This is a genomic window from Pseudomonas sp. WP18, assembly GCF_036689585.1.
Lineage (GTDB): Bacteria > Pseudomonadota > Gammaproteobacteria > Pseudomonadales > Pseudomonadaceae > Aquipseudomonas > Aquipseudomonas chlororaphis_E.
This window is the reverse complement of record NZ_CP144758.1, coordinates 4,739,147-4,755,280: the sequence shown is the minus strand read 5'-3', so window position 1 is coordinate 4,755,280 and position 16,134 is coordinate 4,739,147. Positions and strand designations below refer to the sequence as shown.

Sequence of the window (16,134 nt, the reverse complement as noted above, 5' to 3'; positions counted from 1 at the left end):
GTTCAGTCAGCATGAAACCGATTCAGCTGCCCCTAGGTGTGCGTCTGCGTGATGACGCCACCTTTATCAACTACTACCCAGGCGCCAATGCCGCTGCACTCGGCTATGTCGAGCGGCTTTGCGAAGCCGACGCTGGCTGGACCGAGAGTCTGATTTATCTGTGGGGCAAGGACGGAGTAGGGCGCACGCACCTGTTGCAGGCCGCTTGCCTGCGGTTCGAGCAGTTGGGCGAGCCGGCGGTGTACCTGCCGCTGGCCGAGTTGCTGGACCGCGGTGTGGAAATCCTCGACAACCTTGAGCAGTACGAACTGGTCTGTCTGGATGATCTCCAGGCCGTTGCCGGCAAGGCCGACTGGGAAGAAGCCCTGTTCCATCTGTTCAACCGCTTGCGCGACAGCGGTCGGCGCTTGCTGATCGCCGCCTCGACGTCGCCACGGGAGCTGCCGGTGAAGCTGGCGGATCTCAAGTCCCGGCTCACCCTGGCACTGATTTTCCAGATGCGCGCACTGTCCGATGAAGACAAGCTGCGTGCCTTGCAACTGCGAGCTTCCCGTCGTGGCCTGCACCTGACCGACGAAGTCGGGCATTTCATCCTCACCCGTGGCACCCGCAGCATGAGCGCGCTGTTCGAATTGCTCGAACGTCTCGACCAGGCTTCCCTCCAGGCTCAGCGCAAGCTGACTATTCCTTTTTTGAAAGAAACTTTGGGCTGGTAGAACCGTTGTCTGTAGTGGCCCTTGGCCGTGTCCGGACGCGACGAAACCCGCGGTCCTGCTGGGTTGCAGGCTACGTGACATTCAAAATGGGCTTAAGCTCTTAGATGTAAAAGCAAAACCGGGAAGTCACATTTTCATCGATTGAATTTGCAAATGAGGTTGATAGAGGGCATAGTCTCGCCATCTTTACTACTTCAGCCACGGTCGTGCCCATGCTAAATCGCTTCGCACCCCTCGTGCCTCTCGCACTCGTTACCCTGTTGTTCGGTTGCGCTGCCCACACTCCAGTGTCTCAGCAAGTACAACAACCACAGGTTCAGAACACCGTTACCGCCCAGTCTTCCTCCGTGTCCTTCCAGGAAGAGATGGCCAACGACAAAGAGCTGGCAGCGTTCGCCGGCAACAAGCCTTACCAGCTTCCGGTGCTGGCCGACAGCATCCTGGAACGCGGCATGTCGTTGATCGGCACCCGTTACCGCTTTGGCGGCACCTCCGAAGCCGGCTTCGATTGCAGCGGTTTCATCGGCTACCTGTTCCGCGAAGAGGCCGGCATGAGCCTGCCACGTTCGACGCGGGAAATGATCAACGTGAACGCCCCGCTGGTAGCGCGCAATCAACTGGAACCTGGTGACCTGCTGTTCTTCAGCACCAGCGGCCGTCGCGGGCGCGTCAGCCACGCCGGTATCTACCTGGGCGACAACCAGTTCATCCATTCCAGCAGCCGCCGCAGCGGCGGCGTGCGAATCGACAGCCTGGGCGACAGCTACTGGAGCAAGACCTTCATCGAAGCCAAGCGCGCCCTCGCCATGGCTCCGACTGTGGTCACCGCTCGCAAGTAAGCGCACAGTTTGTAAGGCAAACTTAAAGTCTTACTTGAAGTTTGCCTCATAGCCGCTAGAATCCATGATCATTGATTGATGGCAATCCGCCTGCGTACCTCGCAGGCGGATTTGTTTTCATGCCCACGGCAGAAAAGCCGCATCCAGATCAGGATTGTTCTGCATATGTCGACGTCGGCCCGCCTTGCTCTCATGTGTCTCGCCGCGCTGCTCAGCGCTTGCGCCAGCCGTACTCCGCCACCCGTGCCGGTACGGGCTCCGGTGGTCTTTGCCCCCTCACAAACCTTTTCCCCGGCCGCTGAAGACGTGCTCTTCCGGGCGTTGGGCCTGGTGGGCACGCCGTATCGCTGGGGCGGCAATACGCCGGATTCGGGGTTTGATTGCAGTGGCCTGATCGGCTACGTCTACCGCGACGCCGCCGGTATCTTGTTGCCGCGCTCCACGCGCGAAATGATCGGCATGCGCGCGCCGGACGTCGGCAAGGAGGCGTTGCAGTCCGGTGACCTGGTTTTCTTCGCCACCAATGGCGGCTCACAGGTCAGCCATGCGGGGATCTATGTGGGGGAGGGGCGTTTCGTGCATGCGCCGGCCACAGGCGGGACGGTCAAGCTCGACAGCCTGTCCAAGGCCTATTGGCAGAAAGCCTACCTGGGTGCCAAGCGGGTATTGCAGCCGGAGCATCTGGCGCGTAATCCCTGAGTGGTTGCGCTGACCTTTGTGGCGAGGGGATTTATCCCCGTTGGGCTGCGAAGCAGCCCTAAAAATAGCTGCCTAACCGCGAGAACCCGACACAACGGGGTTTCCGGCTTTAGGACTGCTGCGCAGCCCAACGGGGATAAATCCCCTCGCCACAAAGGTGAGCGGCGTTACTTACCCGACACCCGCCAGATCTTGTTCCCCACGTCGTCAGCCACCAACAGCCCGCCCTGTTTATCGATTACCACGCCTACCGGCCGGCCCTGGGCTTTTTCGTCGGCATTGAGGAACCCGGTCAGCACATCCACCGGTTGTCCTACCGGCTTGCCGCCGCTGAACGGTACGAAAATCACTTTATAGCCACTGTGAGGCTTGCGGTTCCAGGAACCGTGCTGGCCGATGAAGGCACCTTCGGTGAAGGGCGCGGGCAAGCGGCTGCCTTCGGCGAAGGTCAGGCCCAGTGACGCCGTGTGGGGGCCGACGGCGTAGTCCGGGGCGATGGCCTTGGCCACCAGCGCCGGGTTCTGCGGTTCGACGCGCACATCGACGTTCTGCCCGTAGTAGCTGTAGGGCCAGCCATAGAAGGCGCCGTCCTTGACCGAGGTGATGTAGTCCGGCACCAGGTCGCTGCCGATCTCATCCCGCTCGTTCACCGCCGTCCACAGCGCGCCGCTGCTCGGCTCCCAGGCCAGGCCGTTGGGGTTGCGCAGGCCCGAAGCGAAGATGCGGTGGCTGCCGCTGGCCCGATCGACTTCCCAGATCGCCGCCCGGCCTTCTTCGGCCTCCATGCCGTTCTCCGCCACGTTGCTGTTCGAGCCGGTGGTGACGTACAGCTTGCTGCCGTCGCGACTGGCGATGACGTTTTTGGTCCAGTGATGGTTGAGGGTGCCGCCGGGCAGGTCGACGACCTTGGTCGGCTGAGCGGTGATTTGCGTGTCGCCTTCCTTGTAGGGGAAGCGAATCAGCCGGTCCGTGTCGGCCACGTACAGGTCGTTGCCCACCAGGGTCATGCCGAACGGCGAGTTGAGGTTCTCCAGGAAGACGGTGCGGGTCTCGGCGACGCCATCGTGATTGGCGTCGCGCAGCAGCGTGATGCGGTTGGGGCTGGGCACCCCGGCACCGGCGCGGCCCATGACCTTCTTCATCACCCAGCCACGGATGCCCTTGGCGTCATCCGGTTTGGGCGGGGCGTTGGTCTCGGCCACCAGCACATCGCCATTGGGCAGGACGTAGAGCCAGCGCGGATGGTCCAGCCCTTCGGCGAACGCGCCCACTTGCAGGCCCGGTGCCGCGGTCGGCTTGGCGCCCTGTGGCCAGCCGATGGCTTCGGCAATGTTGACGGTGGGAATCAGAGTCTTGTTCGGCTCGGGCAGTTTCGGCGCCGGGCCGGTGCCGTCGGACACCTGCAAGGTAGAAGACTCGCCACAGGCGGCGAGCCCGACGGCAAGGGCGAGGATCAGTAAATGGGGTGGCTTGAGCATGCTGGCTTCCCTATGAATGCATGTGGTTATTCATAGAGAAGCGTAGATGCCCGTATGGTTCAACCCATCAGCCGTGGGCCTGCTTGAACAGCACGGCAATGCCCGGATGGTAATGGCCGCTCTCGTTGCGCAACTTGCGATAGGCGTAGGGGAAGTACCAGGCCACGGCGCAGGTGTTTTCCTTCTGCAGGTCGTCGAGCATGTCCTGCAATTCTTCCGGCGTGGCGCTCTGCTGGGCTTTTTGCGGCGCCACGAACAGGCAGCCGAGCTTCAAGTCGCTGGCATAGCTGATGCGCTTGGCATCGCTGGTGATTTCGGCCAGAGGCTGGGTCAGGTTCAGGTGGCTGACCTTGGGCCAGCGCTGGGTGGCCTGGATGAAGGCGCGCTCCTCGCTGCTGGCAATGAACAGATCGGCGCTGGCGTTGCGTTCGCCTTCTTCGTTCTGCTTGCGGGTGGGAGTGTCTTGCAGCGTGACCATCTCGGCCATCCAAGCCGCGGCCGACAGCAATCCGAGGTTGGCCTTTTCATCGTGCCAGTAGGGCGTGTCGTTATCGCCGCGCAGGGCGTTGTAGCGGTCGATGCAGTCAAACCAGCGCTCCAGCATCGGGCGCAGGAATTCCAGCTTCGGATTGCTGATGATCATGCCTTGCATACATTTTGCCCTCTTATTCTTGTGATATCGGGGTAATGTCTATTTGATATCACTTGCTGCAGCCTGACACAAGATTGGCGTCACTTTATTGATCCGGGCCAATGACCGGTGAACCAGCTTTAATTGACGCTCCACCCCCAACCCTCTAACCTTCGCCGCTTGTTTCAGGTGCTTTGTGGCCATGGCCGACAGAGTGAAACAGGGAAGCCGGTGAGTGCACACGAACCCGGCGCTGCCCCCGCAACGGTAAATGAGTCAAGGTTGCCCACAAGCCACTGTGTCCTAGGATGTGTACGAAATAGTTACATAGCCTAGCCATGGGAAGGCGCGCAGCCCGGCACACGCCACTCATGAGCCCGGAGACCGGCCTGATTCATCCAACGGCGTCACGGTGGGCGATGCCAGGCTTTGTTGCCGTCCTTTTTCGTGCCTGCCCGCCGTTATTCCATCCCAACGGAGGCTTCCCCCATGTCCGGTTCCCCCCCCACCGACGCGCCCGATCGCGACGAGCGCCACCTGGCGCGCATGCTGCGCAAGAAGGCGGTGATCGACGAACGCATCGCCAACTCGCCGAATGAATGTGGCCTGCTGCTGGTGCTGACCGGCAACGGCAAGGGCAAGAGCAGCTCGGCGTTCGGCATGCTGGCCCGGGCCATGGGCCACGGCATGCAATGCGGCGTGGTGCAGTTCATCAAGGGGCGCAACAGCACCGGCGAGGAACTGTTTTTCCGCCGTTTCCCCGAGCAGGTGCGCTTTCACGTCATGGGCGAAGGCTTCACCTGGGAAACCCAGGACCGCCAGCGCGACATCGCCGCCGCCGAAGCGGCCTGGGCCGTCTCGCGGCAATTGCTCAGCGATCCGGCCATCGGCCTGGTGGTGCTCGACGAGTTGAACATCGCCCTCAAGCACGGTTACCTCGACCTCGATCAGGTTCTCAGTGATTTGCAGGCGCGTCCGCCGATGCAGCATGTCGTAGTGACCGGACGCGGCGCCAAGCCTGAGATGATCGAGCTGGCCGATACCGTGACCGAGATGGGCATGATCAAGCATGCGTTCCAGGCCGGGATCAAGGCGCAGAAGGGCGTCGAACTGTGAGTGATGTCGCCCTGAACCGCCATTGTCCGGCGGTGCTGATCGCGGCCCCCGCTTCGGGCCAAGGCAAGACCACCGTCACCGCCGCCCTGGCGCGCCTGCATCGCAATCGAGGGCGCAAGGTGCGCGTCTTCAAGTGCGGCCCGGACTTCCTCGACCCGATGATCCTCGAGCGTGCCAGCGGCGCGCCGGTCTACCAGTTGGATATGTGGATGGTCGGCGAGCAGGAAAGCCGGCGACTGCTATGGGAAGCCGCCGCCGAGGCGGACCTGATCCTGATCGAAGGGGTGATGGGTTTGTTCGACGGCACCCCGTCCAGTGCCGACCTGGCGCGGCATTTCGGCGTGCCGGTACTGGCGGTCATCGACGGCACGGCCATGGCCCAGACGTTCGGCGCCCTGGCCCTGGGCTTGGCGCGCTACCAGCCGGACCTGCCATTCGCCGGAGTGCTGGCCAACCGTGTCGGCACCTTGCGCCACGCGCAGTTGCTCGAAGGCAGCTTGACCGAAGGCCTGCGTTGGTACGGGGCGCTCTCGCGGGAAACCGGCATCGAGTTACCCAGCCGCCACCTCGGTCTGGTCCAGGCCAGCGAATTGAATGACCTCGACCTGCGCCTCGATGCCGCCGCCGATGCCCTGGCCGGCAGTTGCGAGGTCGCGTTGCCGCCCGCCGTCGAGTTCGCCGCGCCTGAAGTCATCAACCCCGAGCCCTGGCTCGACGGCGTGCGCATCGCTGTGGCCCGCGACGAAGCGTTTGCGTTCACCTACGGCGCGAGCCTGGACCTGTTGCGGGCCATGGGCGCGAAACTGCACTTCTTTTCGCCGATTCATGACACCGAGCTGCCTGAGGCTGACAGCCTTTACTTGCCCGGCGGTTACCCCGAGCTGCACCACGTTGCGTTGGCTGAAAATGCCGCGATGCTGGCGGCGATCCGGGCTCATCATGCAGCCGGCAAGCCATTGCTCGCGGAGTGTGGCGGCATGCTGTATCTGCTGGATTCCTTGACCGACGTCGACGGCACCCGCGCTGAACTGCTGGGCTTGCTGGCCGGCGAAGCGCAGATGCAAAAACGCCTGGCGGCCCTGGCGCTGCAATCGGTGGAACTGCCGGAAGGCACCTTGCGCGGGCACACTTATCATCATTCGTTGACCAGCACGGAGCTTGCGCCGATTGCCCGGGGGCACAGTCCCAATGGCGGGCGTGGCGCGGAAGCGGTTTTCCGGCAAGGGCGGATGACGGCTTCCTATGTGCATTTTTATTTTCCGTCCAATCCGCGGGCGATTGCCGCGTTGTTTGCGCCTGATCTTGAGGCCGCCTTCGCGAGCGAGCCCGCTCCCACATTTGAACACCTGACCCCTGTGGGAGCGGGCTTGCTCGCGAAGAGCTCATGACCGACACCGCTTTCTCCCAGGCCGAACGCGACGCTGTCTACCGCGCCATCGCCGAGCGCCGCGACATGCGCCATTTCAGCGGCGGCACGGTCGAGCCGGCCTTGTTGCGCCGCTTGCTGGAGGCTGCGCACCAGGCGCCCAGCGTCGGCCTGATGCAACCCTGGCGCTTCATCCGCATCAGCGACCGCGCCTTGCGCCGCGACATCCATCGGCTGGTGGAGCAGGAGCGTGTGCGCACCGCCGAGGCCCTGGGCGAGCGCAGCGATGCATTCATGAAACTCAAGGTCGAAGGCATCAACGATTGCGCCGAAGTGTTGGTGGCAGCGTTGATGGACGACCGTGAGCGGCACATCTTCGGTCGCCGGACCTTGCCGGAAATGGACCTGGCCTCGCTGTCCTGCGCGATCCAGAACCTGTGGTTGGCCTCCCGCGCCGAAGGGCTGGGGATGGGCTGGGTGTCGCTGTTTGAGCCCCAGGCCCTGGCCGATCTGCTGGGCTTGCCCGCCGGCGCCAAGCCGCTGGCGATCCTCTGCCTGGGCCCGGTCGAGGGGTTTTATCCGGCGCCGATGCTCGCCCTCGAAGGCTGGGCGCAGCCGCGTCCGCTGAATGAACTGCTGTATGAAAACCGTTGGGGAGTGAGCCCATGAGCGTGGCGTTGCTCAGTGCCGCCGCGGTGGCCCTGGATGCGCTGCTGGGCGAGCCCCGGCGCGGCCATCCACTGGTGGCGTTCGGCGGTTTCGCCGAGCGTATCGAACGGCGTTTCAATGCTGGAGGGCGGGGCTGGCGCAGCCATGGGGTGACGGCCTGGATCATCGCCGTGGTGCCGCTGACATTGCTCGCCACGGCACTGTCCTGGGCACCGATGGTGGGGTGGCTGGTGGAGATCCTGGCGTTGTACTGCGCCCTTGGCCTGCGCAGCCTCGGTGAGCACGTCGAACCGGTGGCCCAGGCGTTGCGCAGCGGCGATCTCGAAAAGGCGCGCCAGCGCGTCGGCTACCTGGTCAGCCGCGAAACCCGCGAGCTGGACGAAACCGCCGTGGCCCGCGCCGCCACCGAATCGGTCCTGGAAAACGGCAGCGACGCGGTGTTCGCCGCGCTGTTCTGGTTCGCCGTGGCCGGCGCGCCTGGCGTGGTGTTGTACCGGTTGAGCAATACCCTCGACGCCATGTGGGGCTACCGCAACGAACGCTTCGAGCGCTTCGGTTGGGCGGCGGCAAAAATCGATGACTTGCTCAACTACATTCCGGCGCGCCTGGTGGCGCTGACCTACGCGCTGCTCGGCAAGACCCGCCTGGCCCTCACGTGCTGGCGCCGCCAGGGCCCGACCTGGGACAGCCCGAATGCCGGGCCGGTGATGGCCGCCGGTGCCGGTGCCCTGGGGGTCGAGCTGGGCGGGGCGGCGGTGTATCACGGCGAACTGCACCAGCGCCCGCCGCTGGGCGAGGGCGTGCCGGCGAGTGCCGACTCCATCGATCGCGGCTGGCAATTGGTCCAGCGGGGGGTATGGTTGTGGTTGCTGATTCTTTGCCTGGGAGCTGAGTTCTATGCTTGAGCACGGTGGGCGCCTGCGCAACGCGGCCCTGCACTATGGCATCGCCGAGGCTGACTGGCTCGACTTGTCCAGTGGCCTTGCGCCGTGGCCATTCGACATTCCGCCGATACCGCCGCGCGCCTGGGCTCGTTTGCCGGAGACCGACGACGGCCTGGAGCAGGCAGCCTGCGACTACTATGGCGCGGCGCAGGTTCTGCCGGTGGCCGGTTCGCAGATGGCGATCCAACTGCTGCCGCGCTTGCGCCGGGCCGGCAAGGTCGGCGTGTTGTCGCCGTGCTATGCCGAGCACGCCGAAGCCTGGCGTCGCAGCGGCTACATCGTGCGCGAAGTGCTCGAAGCCGAAGTGGATTTTTTCCTCGACAGCCTCGACGTGTTGGTGGTGGTCAACCCGAACAACCCCACCGGCGTGAGCCTGGACCCCGAGCGCCTGCTGGACTGGCACGCCCGGCTGGCCCAGCGCGGTGGCTGGCTGGTGGTGGACGAAGCCTTCATGGACGTCACCCCGCAACACAGCCTGGCCAGGCACAGCCATCAGGTCGGGCTGATCGTGCTGCGTTCCTTCGGCAAGTTTTTTGGCCTGGCCGGGGTGCGCCTGGGGTTTGTCCTGGCCGAGCGGCATTTGCTCAGGCTGCTCGCTGAACAAGTCGGGCCGTGGGCCGTCAGCGGGCCGACCCGGGTGCTGGGCCAGACGTGCCTGCTGGACACCGCCGCCCAACTGCGCCAGCGCCAACGCTGCGAGCACACCAGCCAGCGCCTGGCCTCCACGCTGGAGCGGCATGGCTTCAAGCCCCAGGGCGGTTGCGGATTGTTCCAATGGCTGGTGACCGAACACGCCCAACCGCTTCACGGGTTCATGGCCCGGCGCGGCATTCTCCTGCGCGTGTTCGTGAACACCAGCAGCCTTCGCTTCGGGCTCCCGGCCGATGACCGCGAATTCCTGCGCCTCGAACAGGCTTTAGAGGCCTACGCCAAGGACACTCCATGACCACCCTGATGGTGCAAGGCACCACCTCCGATGCCGGCAAAAGTACCCTGGTCACGGCGCTGTGCCGCTGGGTTCGGCGCCAAGGCATCAGCGTGGTGCCGTTCAAGCCGCAGAACATGGCCCTCAACAGCGCGGTGACGGCCGACGGCGGCGAGATCGGCCGCGCCCAGGCGGTGCAGGCCCAGGCTGCCGGCCTTGAGCCGCACACCGACATGAACCCGGTGCTGCTCAAGCCCAACAGCGACACCGGCGCCCAGGTGATCATCCATGGCCGCGCCGTCACCAGCATGAACGCCGTGGCCTACCACGATTACAAGGCCATCGCGATGCAGGCGGTGCTGGCCTCCCACGCGCGCTTGAGCGCGGCCTACCCCGTCGTGATGGTGGAAGGCGCGGGCTCTCCGGCGGAAATCAACCTGCGCGCCGGCGACATCGCCAACATGGGCTTTGCCGAGGCGGTGGACTGCCCCGTGCTGCTGATCGCCGATATCAATCGTGGCGGGGTGTTCGCCCATCTGGTGGGCACCCTGGAGTTGCTGTCGCCCAGCGAACAGGCGCGGGTCAAGGGCTTCGTCATCAACCGCTTTCGCGGCGACATCGCCTTGTTGCAACCGGGGCTGGACTGGCTCGAAGCGCGTACCGGTAAACCGGTGGTGGGCGTGTTGCCCTACGTGATGGACCTGCACCTGGAAGCCGAGGACGGCCTCGACCAGCGCCAGGCCGACAAGGCCGAACAGGTGCTCAAAGTGGTGGTGCCGGTGCTGCCGCGCATCAGCAATCACACCGACTTCGATCCGCTGCGCCTGCACCCGCAGGTCGACCTGCAATTCATTGGCCCCGGCCAGGCGATCCCGCCGGCCGACCTGATCATCCTGCCGGGCTCCAAAAGCGTGCGCAGCGACTTGGCCTACCTGCGCGCCAACGGCTGGGAAGCCGCGTTGCAGCGGCATCTGCGTTACGGCGGCAAGCTGTTGGGCATTTGCGGCGGCTTGCAGATGCTCGGCGAGCAGGTCCACGACCCGTTGGGCCTGGAAGGTGCGGCGGGCTCCAGTGCCGGCCTGGGTTTGCTGGACGTTGAAACGACGCTGGAATGCGAGAAGCAACTGCGCAATGTGCGAGGACGGCTGACTCTGGAAGACGCCGAGGTCCGCGGCTATGAGATCCACGCGGGCGTGACCACAGGCCCAGCCTTGGAACACCCAGCGGTGCAACTGGATGATGGCCGTTGCGATGGCGCCCAGAGCCTCGACGGGCAGATTTTCGGCACCTACCTGCATGGATTGTTCGAATCGCCTGCGGCCAGCAGCGCCTTGTTGCGTTGGGCCGGTTTGGCGGAGGTGCAGACGGTGGATTACCACAGGTTGCGCGAGCGGGACATCGAGCGGTTGGCGGACCTGGTGGAGCAGCATCTGGATATTGGGGTGTTGCGTGAACTCTGTGGGATTTAGGGTGATTGTGAGGCCCTCATCGCGAGCAAGCTCGCTCCCACAATGGGACGGTGTTCACAATCTCCTGTGGGAGCGAGCTTGCTCGCGATGAGGCCAGCCGCCACGGCGCCAATTTTTGAAGGTAATGCACCATGCTCCAACTCATCCTGGGCGGCGCCCGCTCCGGTAAAAGCCGCCTGGCAGAAAAACTCGCCGCCGACAGCCAATTGCCCGTGACCTACATCGCCACCAGCCAACCCCTGGACGGCGAGATGAACGCTCGCGTCGCCCAGCACCGTGCCCGGCGCCCGGCCGAATGGGCGCTGGTGGAGGAACCGCTGGCCCTGGCCCGAGTGCTGCGAGAACACGCCGCGCCTGGTCGCTGCCTGCTGGTGGACTGCCTGACCCTGTGGCTGACCAACCTGCTGATGCTCGACGACCCGCAGACCCTGAATGCCGAGCGCGAAGCCTTGCTCGATGGCGTGGCCGCGCTGCCCGGTGAAATCATTTTTGTCAGCAACGAAACCGGCATGGGTGTCGTGCCGCTGGGCGAGCTGACTCGCCGTTATGTCGATGAAGCCGGTTGGCTGCATCAAGCCCTGGCCGAACGTTGTCAGCGCGTCGTGCTGACCGTCGCCGGCCTGCCCCTGACTCTCAAAGGTAGTGCGTTATGAATCACCGCTGGTGGCTGGACCCGTGCAAGCCCCTCGACACTCTGGCCCTGGAACAGGCCGCGGCCCGTCAGCAACAATTGACCAAGCCGGCCGGCTCCCTTGGGCAACTGGAAACGGTCGCGGTGCAGCTGGCGGGGCTGCAAGGGCGGGTCAAGCCGACGCTGGAGGCCGTGTCGATCGCGATCTTCGCCGGTGACCATGGCGTGGTGGCCGAAGGTGTGTCGGCGTTTCCCCAGGAAGTCACCGGGCAGATGCTGCTCAACTTCGTCAGCGGCGGGGCGGCGATCAGCGTCCTGGCGCGGCAGTTGGGAGCCACGCTGGAGGTGGTGGACCTGGGCACGGTGACGCCGGCGCTGGACCTGCCCGGTGTGCTCCATCTGCGCGTCGGGCCTGGCACGGCGAACTTCGCCCTGGGCCCGGCCATGACCGTGGCCCAGGGTGAGCAGGCATTGCAGGCCGGACGCGACAGTGTGTTGCGGGCTGTCGCCGCCGGCAGCCAGTTGTTCATCGGCGGCGAGATGGGCATCGGCAACACCACGGCCGCCAGCGCCTTGGCCTGCGCCTTGCTCGATTGCCCGGTGGCGCATCTGGTCGGGCCCGGCACCGGATTGGACGCAGCCGGTGTCAATCGCAAGGCCCAGGTGATCGAACGTGCCCTGGCGTTGCACGCGGCCCAGCGCCACGACCCGTTGCAGACGTTGTTCAACCTCGGCGGGTTTGAAATCGCCGCGTTGGTCGGGGCTTACCTGGCCTGCGCCCAGCAGGGTGTCGCGGCGCTGGTGGACGGCTTCATTTGCAGCGTCGCCGCGTTGCTGGCGGTGCGCCTGAACCCCGAATGTCGGTCATGGCTGCTGTTCAGCCATCGCGGCGCCGAGCCCGGCCATCGCCATGTGCTGGAAACCCTCGGCGCCGAACCGCTGCTCGACCTCGGCCTGCGCCTGGGCGAGGGCAGTGGCGCGGCGCTGGCGGTGCCGTTGTTGCGCCTGGCCTGTGACCTGCACGGGCAGATGGCGACGTTTGCCGAAGCGGCCGTGGCGGACCGCCCGGCATGATCTTGCACCTGGACCTGCTGCGCCATGGCGAAACCGAGTTGGGTGGCGGCTTGCGCGGCAGCCTCGACGATGCCCTGACCGCCAAGGGCTGGGCGCAGATGCACGCGGCGGTCGAAACGGGCGGCCCGTGGGATCGGCTGGTGAGTTCGCCACTGCAACGTTGCGCCCGTTTCGCCGAGCAGCTCGGTGCCCGCCTCGGCGTGCCGGTGCAGGTGGACAAAGACCTGCAGGAACTGCATTTTGGCGCCTGGGAAGGGCGCAGCGCGGCGGCGTTGATGGACACCGATGCCGACGCCCTGGGCCGATTCTGGGCCGACCCCTATGGCTTCACGCCCCCCGACGGTGAGCCGGTGCTGGCGTTTTCCAGTCGTGTCCTGGCGGCCATCGAACGCTTGCACTGCGCCTATGCCGGACAGCGGGTCCTGCTGGTCAGCCACGGTGGCGTGATGCGCTTGCTGCTGGCCCAGGCCCGGGGCCTGCCGCGCGAACAACTGCTCAATGTCGAGGTCGGCCACGGCGCGTTGTTCGCCCTGCGGGTGACGTCCGGCCCGACCTTGACGGAAGAGGCCTGAGCCGATGCTGCCGTTCTGGATCGCCCTGCAATTTCTCAGCAGTCTGCCAGTGCGCTTGCCGGGCATGCCCGAGCCCGAACAACTGGGCCGCTCATTGCTGTTCTATCCGTTGGTAGGGTTGTTGTTCGGCGGCCTGCTCTGGTTGCTCGATGCGCTGCTGGGCGGGTCGCCGCCACTGCTTCATGCCGCATTGCTGTTGAGCGCCTGGGTCCTGCTCAGCGGCGGCCTGCACCTCGACGGCCTGGCCGACAGCGCCGATGCCTGGCTCGGCGGCTTCGGCGACCGTGAACGCACCTTGCTCATCATGAAAGACCCACGCAGCGGACCTATCGCCGTCATCACGCTGGTGCTGGTACTGCTGCTCAAATTCACCGCGCTGCTGGCGCTGATCGAGCAAGGCCAGTCCCTGGCGCTGCTCATCGTCCCGGTATTGGGGCGCGGCGCGTTGCTCGCTTTGTTTCTGACCACGCCTTACGTGCGCGCCGGTGGGTTGGGGCAGGCATTGGCCGATCATCTCCCACGGCGCGCCGGTTGGCAGGTGTTGCTAGGCGCTGCGCTGGGCTGCGTGTGGCTGGCGGGATGGTTGGGTGTACTGGCCCTGCTGGTGGCCGCGGCAGCGTTCATCGGCGTGCGCCGGATGATGGTCAACCGGCTGGGGGGCTGCACCGGGGATACGGCGGGGGCGTTGTTGGAGTTGCTGGAGGTGGCGGTGTTAGTGGGGGTGGTGTTGGGTTGAACCGGGCTGGGTGACCTGTCAACTCTGACAGTATCGTGCTTCGAAAAATCGGCGCTTAATTTTGCTCAGGCTTCTAGAGCCGGGCGGAGCGACAGGGCTGGTGTTTCCTTTGGGCCGTGAGTCGAACCGCCGAACGCGTTTTGACAGGCCATGAAATCCCTTCATGGCTAAACCCAAACGGTTTTGGAGCGGCGAGCATGGCAGGTTCAAGCACACGTCCAACGGCGGAACAGGTACGGGCCAACTATCGCAAACAACTCTTCAAAGGAGGCGAGACGCTGGAGTTCAGAGCGCCCATCGTGGTGGATGCCATCCCCGGCGACGCCGACGGTTTGATACCCATCAGCAAAATCGACGCGCCCTTGCAGATCAAGATTCCTGAATGGCCAAATCGTCCGGATCCGGGACTTCCGTTCTTCAATAAGCTGTACTTGGATTGGAAACCTGCCAGTTCGTCGGAGTTTTTGGAGTTTCACAGTGAAGATGTTCCCGACAGCGGTGCGCTGCCCTCTGATCAATTTCCTCTGGACCGGCAAATTCCGCTGACGATCTTTGAAAGCTATGAAGGGACGTTTCAGCTCAGGTACCGAGTGAAGGAGTGGAACTCGTCCACAGAAACGCTATCTTTCACGGCGCCGATTACGATCGATAGGACGGGGCCCATCAGGCCCGACGTACCGGAGCGCATCATCATCCTGCCCCAACAGCCGATCACGACGGCCATCCTGGATCAGGATGGTGGCGTCAGATGCGAGATTCCTGATTTCACTGAAGACAAGAAAGAGTTTGTCACTGTTGCCGTAGCCTGGCTGGATAAGCCACCGACTTCGGACATGGATCCTGCGGACTTGGCGTATCTGGGATTGCTCCCTCCGACTCGGCAGATACTGGTGCCTAAAGATATCGTGACGCGCCTGGGCTCGAAACTTCACTATGTCGTGTATTTCCTGTTCGACAAGGCGGGTAACCGCAGCGATATGCCGTTCCCGGTTGAAGTCGTGGTCGCCTTGGGCAATCTACCGACCAATTTACGTGCTCCCAGCGTCCCGTTGGCTGCCGACAACCTCATTGATTGGGTCGATGCGGGTTTTCCAACCAAGGTGGAGATTGGCGAATACACGAACTGGGACGCCTACGACGGAATTGTCATCCGATGGGGAACCACCAAGCTTGCTGAGACGCCGGTTGGCTCGCACCTTCCGTTCCCGCTGCAAATCACCGTGCCCTGGACGCATATAAGGGATGAATATGACTTTAACGGCACTAATGTGCAGGTGACGGAAGTGGATTATGAGGTGCTGCGAGGTCCGTACCCGACTGCGTCTCCGGGCAAAATCGACGTCAACGTGGACTTGGCAATCCCTGGCCCGGGAACCGGGGATCCGGGGCCCATTAACCCAGCGTTGGAGTTGATCAGGTTCAAGAGCCACTCGAACAGCGATACCGAGTTGATCGAGGCTGATATTGGTGAACCCGCCTCGGCTTTCATAACGCTATACGATGATCCGCAGGTGGGCGACACGTTGACGCTTTACTGGAACGGCGTGGCGGTGTCCTCCCCTTATATCGTCGATGGCAGTGAAACGCCTAACCAGGAAGTTGAAAGAATCATTCCCTGGAGCGTCATACAACAGACGCCCGTGATGTCCCAATTGCCGATGTACTACACCCTGACTCGGACGGGTTTCACGAACAAACCGGAGTCGCGTCGTACCTTCGTCGATGTCAATGTCGAAGTTATTGATCTCGAAGAGCCTACCTTCCCGGATCAAGACGTTCCTTATCCGTTGAATTGCGAGGCGCTGGTTGAGCAAAACGGCGTATGGGGGATCCGGGTTCTTATTCCACCCTCCGTCCATGTGAAGAAGGATGTAGAGGTCAAGGCCGAATGGAAAACCTACGATAAGAGCGGCAGTGTAGAGTTGCCGAACACCGATCTTAAAGAAGACATCACCGTGACGGAGGACCAGGAAAGAGACGGCATTCATTGGTTCATTGAGTATGACAAGTATCTGAAACCGACCTATGACACCGGCGATCAGTACGGCTATGGAAAAGTGAAGTACACGATCAACATCCGCGGTCAGGACGTCAGTTCTGATCTGGTGACCGTGATGATCGCCGTATTCGAAAACGGGGGGCACTGTGTGATTCCCAGGCTGTGACGTGTTGCCTCGTTCGGTAGCAGGAGGGCGGTTGTCCTCCTGTTGCTGATGACAGGGTAATTCTTCCTGGTTGAATTCGGATTATTCCTACATACCCTGAGGAG

At 63.6% G+C, this 16,134-nt stretch carries 16 protein-coding genes and 1 riboswitch; of the genes, 14 read left to right on the top strand and 2 right to left on the bottom strand.

Annotated features, from left to right (window positions below; genetic code table 11):
• Nucleotides 1-11 precede the first annotated feature (11 nt).
• The 3 genes from hda (at nucleotide 12) to V5F23_RS21010 (ending at nucleotide 2,254) form a co-directional block, all read left to right on the top strand.
• On the top strand, nucleotides 12-716 hold the full coding sequence (gene hda / locus V5F23_RS21020; protein ID WP_042728538.1) for a DnaA regulatory inactivator Hda: 705 nt from the start codon (nucleotides 12-14) through the stop codon (nucleotides 714-716).
• Nucleotides 717-928: 212 nt separating this feature from the next.
• Complete coding sequence (locus V5F23_RS21015; RefSeq protein WP_042728539.1) at nucleotides 929-1,555, top strand: NlpC/P60 family protein; 627 nt, start codon at nucleotides 929-931, stop codon at nucleotides 1,553-1,555.
• A gap of 165 nt (nucleotides 1,556-1,720) precedes the next feature.
• Nucleotides 1,721-2,254: a C40 family peptidase gene (locus tag V5F23_RS21010; RefSeq protein WP_338496451.1), complete on the top strand. Its 534-nt coding sequence runs from the start codon at nucleotides 1,721-1,723 to the stop codon at nucleotides 2,252-2,254.
• Nucleotides 2,255-2,421: 167 nt separating this feature from the next.
• On the opposite strand, the gene V5F23_RS21005 is transcribed toward V5F23_RS21010, so the two are convergent.
• Together V5F23_RS21005 and V5F23_RS21000 are read right to left on the bottom strand one after the other, a co-directional pair.
• The gene (locus tag V5F23_RS21005) at nucleotides 2,422-3,732 is read right to left on the bottom strand and encodes a sorbosone dehydrogenase family protein (protein WP_047736530.1); all 1,311 of its coding nucleotides are present in this window, start codon (nucleotides 3,730-3,732) and stop codon (nucleotides 2,422-2,424) included.
• 67 nt (nucleotides 3,733-3,799) lie between these two features.
• On the bottom strand, nucleotides 3,800-4,384 hold the full coding sequence (locus V5F23_RS21000) for a hypothetical protein (RefSeq protein WP_047736529.1): 585 nt from the start codon (nucleotides 4,382-4,384) through the stop codon (nucleotides 3,800-3,802).
• A gap of 149 nt (nucleotides 4,385-4,533) precedes the next feature.
• Nucleotides 4,534-4,771, top strand: a riboswitch (cobalamin riboswitch).
• Nucleotides 4,772-4,852: 81 nt separating this feature from the next.
• On the opposite strand from V5F23_RS21000, the gene cobO reads away from it, so the two are divergent.
• The 11 genes from cobO to V5F23_RS20945 all read left to right on the top strand — a co-directional run bounded on the left by cobO (nucleotide 4,853) and on the right by V5F23_RS20945 (nucleotide 16,030).
• Nucleotides 4,853-5,479 (top strand): cob(I)yrinic acid a,c-diamide adenosyltransferase, encoded by a 627-nt coding sequence (gene cobO / locus V5F23_RS20995; RefSeq protein ID WP_338496447.1) that lies wholly within the window; start codon nucleotides 4,853-4,855, stop codon nucleotides 5,477-5,479.
• An 11-nt stretch (nucleotides 5,480-5,490) separates the two neighbouring features.
• On the top strand, nucleotides 5,491-6,867 hold the full coding sequence (locus V5F23_RS20990) for a cobyrinate a,c-diamide synthase (RefSeq protein ID WP_338498980.1): 1,377 nt from the start codon (nucleotides 5,491-5,493) through the stop codon (nucleotides 6,865-6,867).
• The gene (bluB, locus tag V5F23_RS20985) at nucleotides 6,864-7,514 is read left to right on the top strand and encodes a 5,6-dimethylbenzimidazole synthase (protein ID WP_212802935.1); all 651 of its coding nucleotides are present in this window, start codon (nucleotides 6,864-6,866) and stop codon (nucleotides 7,512-7,514) included. Before V5F23_RS20990 ends, bluB begins: the two co-directional genes overlap by 4 nt.
• Nucleotides 7,511-8,419, top strand: a complete 909-nt coding sequence (gene cbiB / locus V5F23_RS20980) for an adenosylcobinamide-phosphate synthase CbiB (protein ID WP_042728545.1) — start codon at nucleotides 7,511-7,513, stop codon at nucleotides 8,417-8,419. The genes bluB and cbiB overlap by 4 nt, the downstream gene beginning before the upstream one ends.
• A complete protein-coding gene (gene cobD, locus V5F23_RS20975) occupies nucleotides 8,412-9,404 on the top strand; it encodes a threonine-phosphate decarboxylase CobD (RefSeq protein WP_047736527.1) in 993 nt (330 codons plus the stop codon). Before cbiB ends, cobD begins: the two co-directional genes overlap by 8 nt.
• Nucleotides 9,401-10,852: a cobyric acid synthase gene (locus V5F23_RS20970; protein WP_338496444.1), complete on the top strand. Its 1,452-nt coding sequence runs from the start codon at nucleotides 9,401-9,403 to the stop codon at nucleotides 10,850-10,852. The genes cobD and V5F23_RS20970 overlap by 4 nt, the downstream gene beginning before the upstream one ends.
• Nucleotides 10,853-10,983: 131 nt before the next feature.
• Nucleotides 10,984-11,505 carry a bifunctional adenosylcobinamide kinase/adenosylcobinamide-phosphate guanylyltransferase gene (gene cobU / locus V5F23_RS20965; RefSeq protein ID WP_338496443.1) on the top strand — a complete coding sequence of 174 codons (522 nt, stop codon included), beginning with the start codon at nucleotides 10,984-10,986 and terminating at the stop codon, nucleotides 11,503-11,505.
• Nucleotides 11,502-12,557 carry a nicotinate-nucleotide--dimethylbenzimidazole phosphoribosyltransferase gene (gene cobT / locus V5F23_RS20960; RefSeq protein WP_338496442.1) on the top strand — a complete coding sequence of 352 codons (1,056 nt, stop codon included), beginning with the start codon at nucleotides 11,502-11,504 and terminating at the stop codon, nucleotides 12,555-12,557. The genes cobU and cobT overlap by 4 nt, the downstream gene beginning before the upstream one ends.
• Nucleotides 12,554-13,129 (top strand): alpha-ribazole phosphatase family protein, encoded by a 576-nt coding sequence (cobC, locus tag V5F23_RS20955; RefSeq protein WP_042728550.1) that lies wholly within the window; start codon nucleotides 12,554-12,556, stop codon nucleotides 13,127-13,129. Before cobT ends, cobC begins: the two co-directional genes overlap by 4 nt.
• 4 nt (nucleotides 13,130-13,133) lie before the next feature.
• The gene (locus V5F23_RS20950; protein ID WP_047736525.1) at nucleotides 13,134-13,865 is read left to right on the top strand and encodes an adenosylcobinamide-GDP ribazoletransferase; all 732 of its coding nucleotides are present in this window, start codon (nucleotides 13,134-13,136) and stop codon (nucleotides 13,863-13,865) included.
• A 197-nt stretch (nucleotides 13,866-14,062) separates the two neighbouring features.
• The gene (locus V5F23_RS20945) at nucleotides 14,063-16,030 is read left to right on the top strand and encodes a hypothetical protein (RefSeq protein WP_338496438.1); all 1,968 of its coding nucleotides are present in this window, start codon (nucleotides 14,063-14,065) and stop codon (nucleotides 16,028-16,030) included.
• The last annotated feature ends 104 nt before the right edge of the window (nucleotides 16,031-16,134 follow it).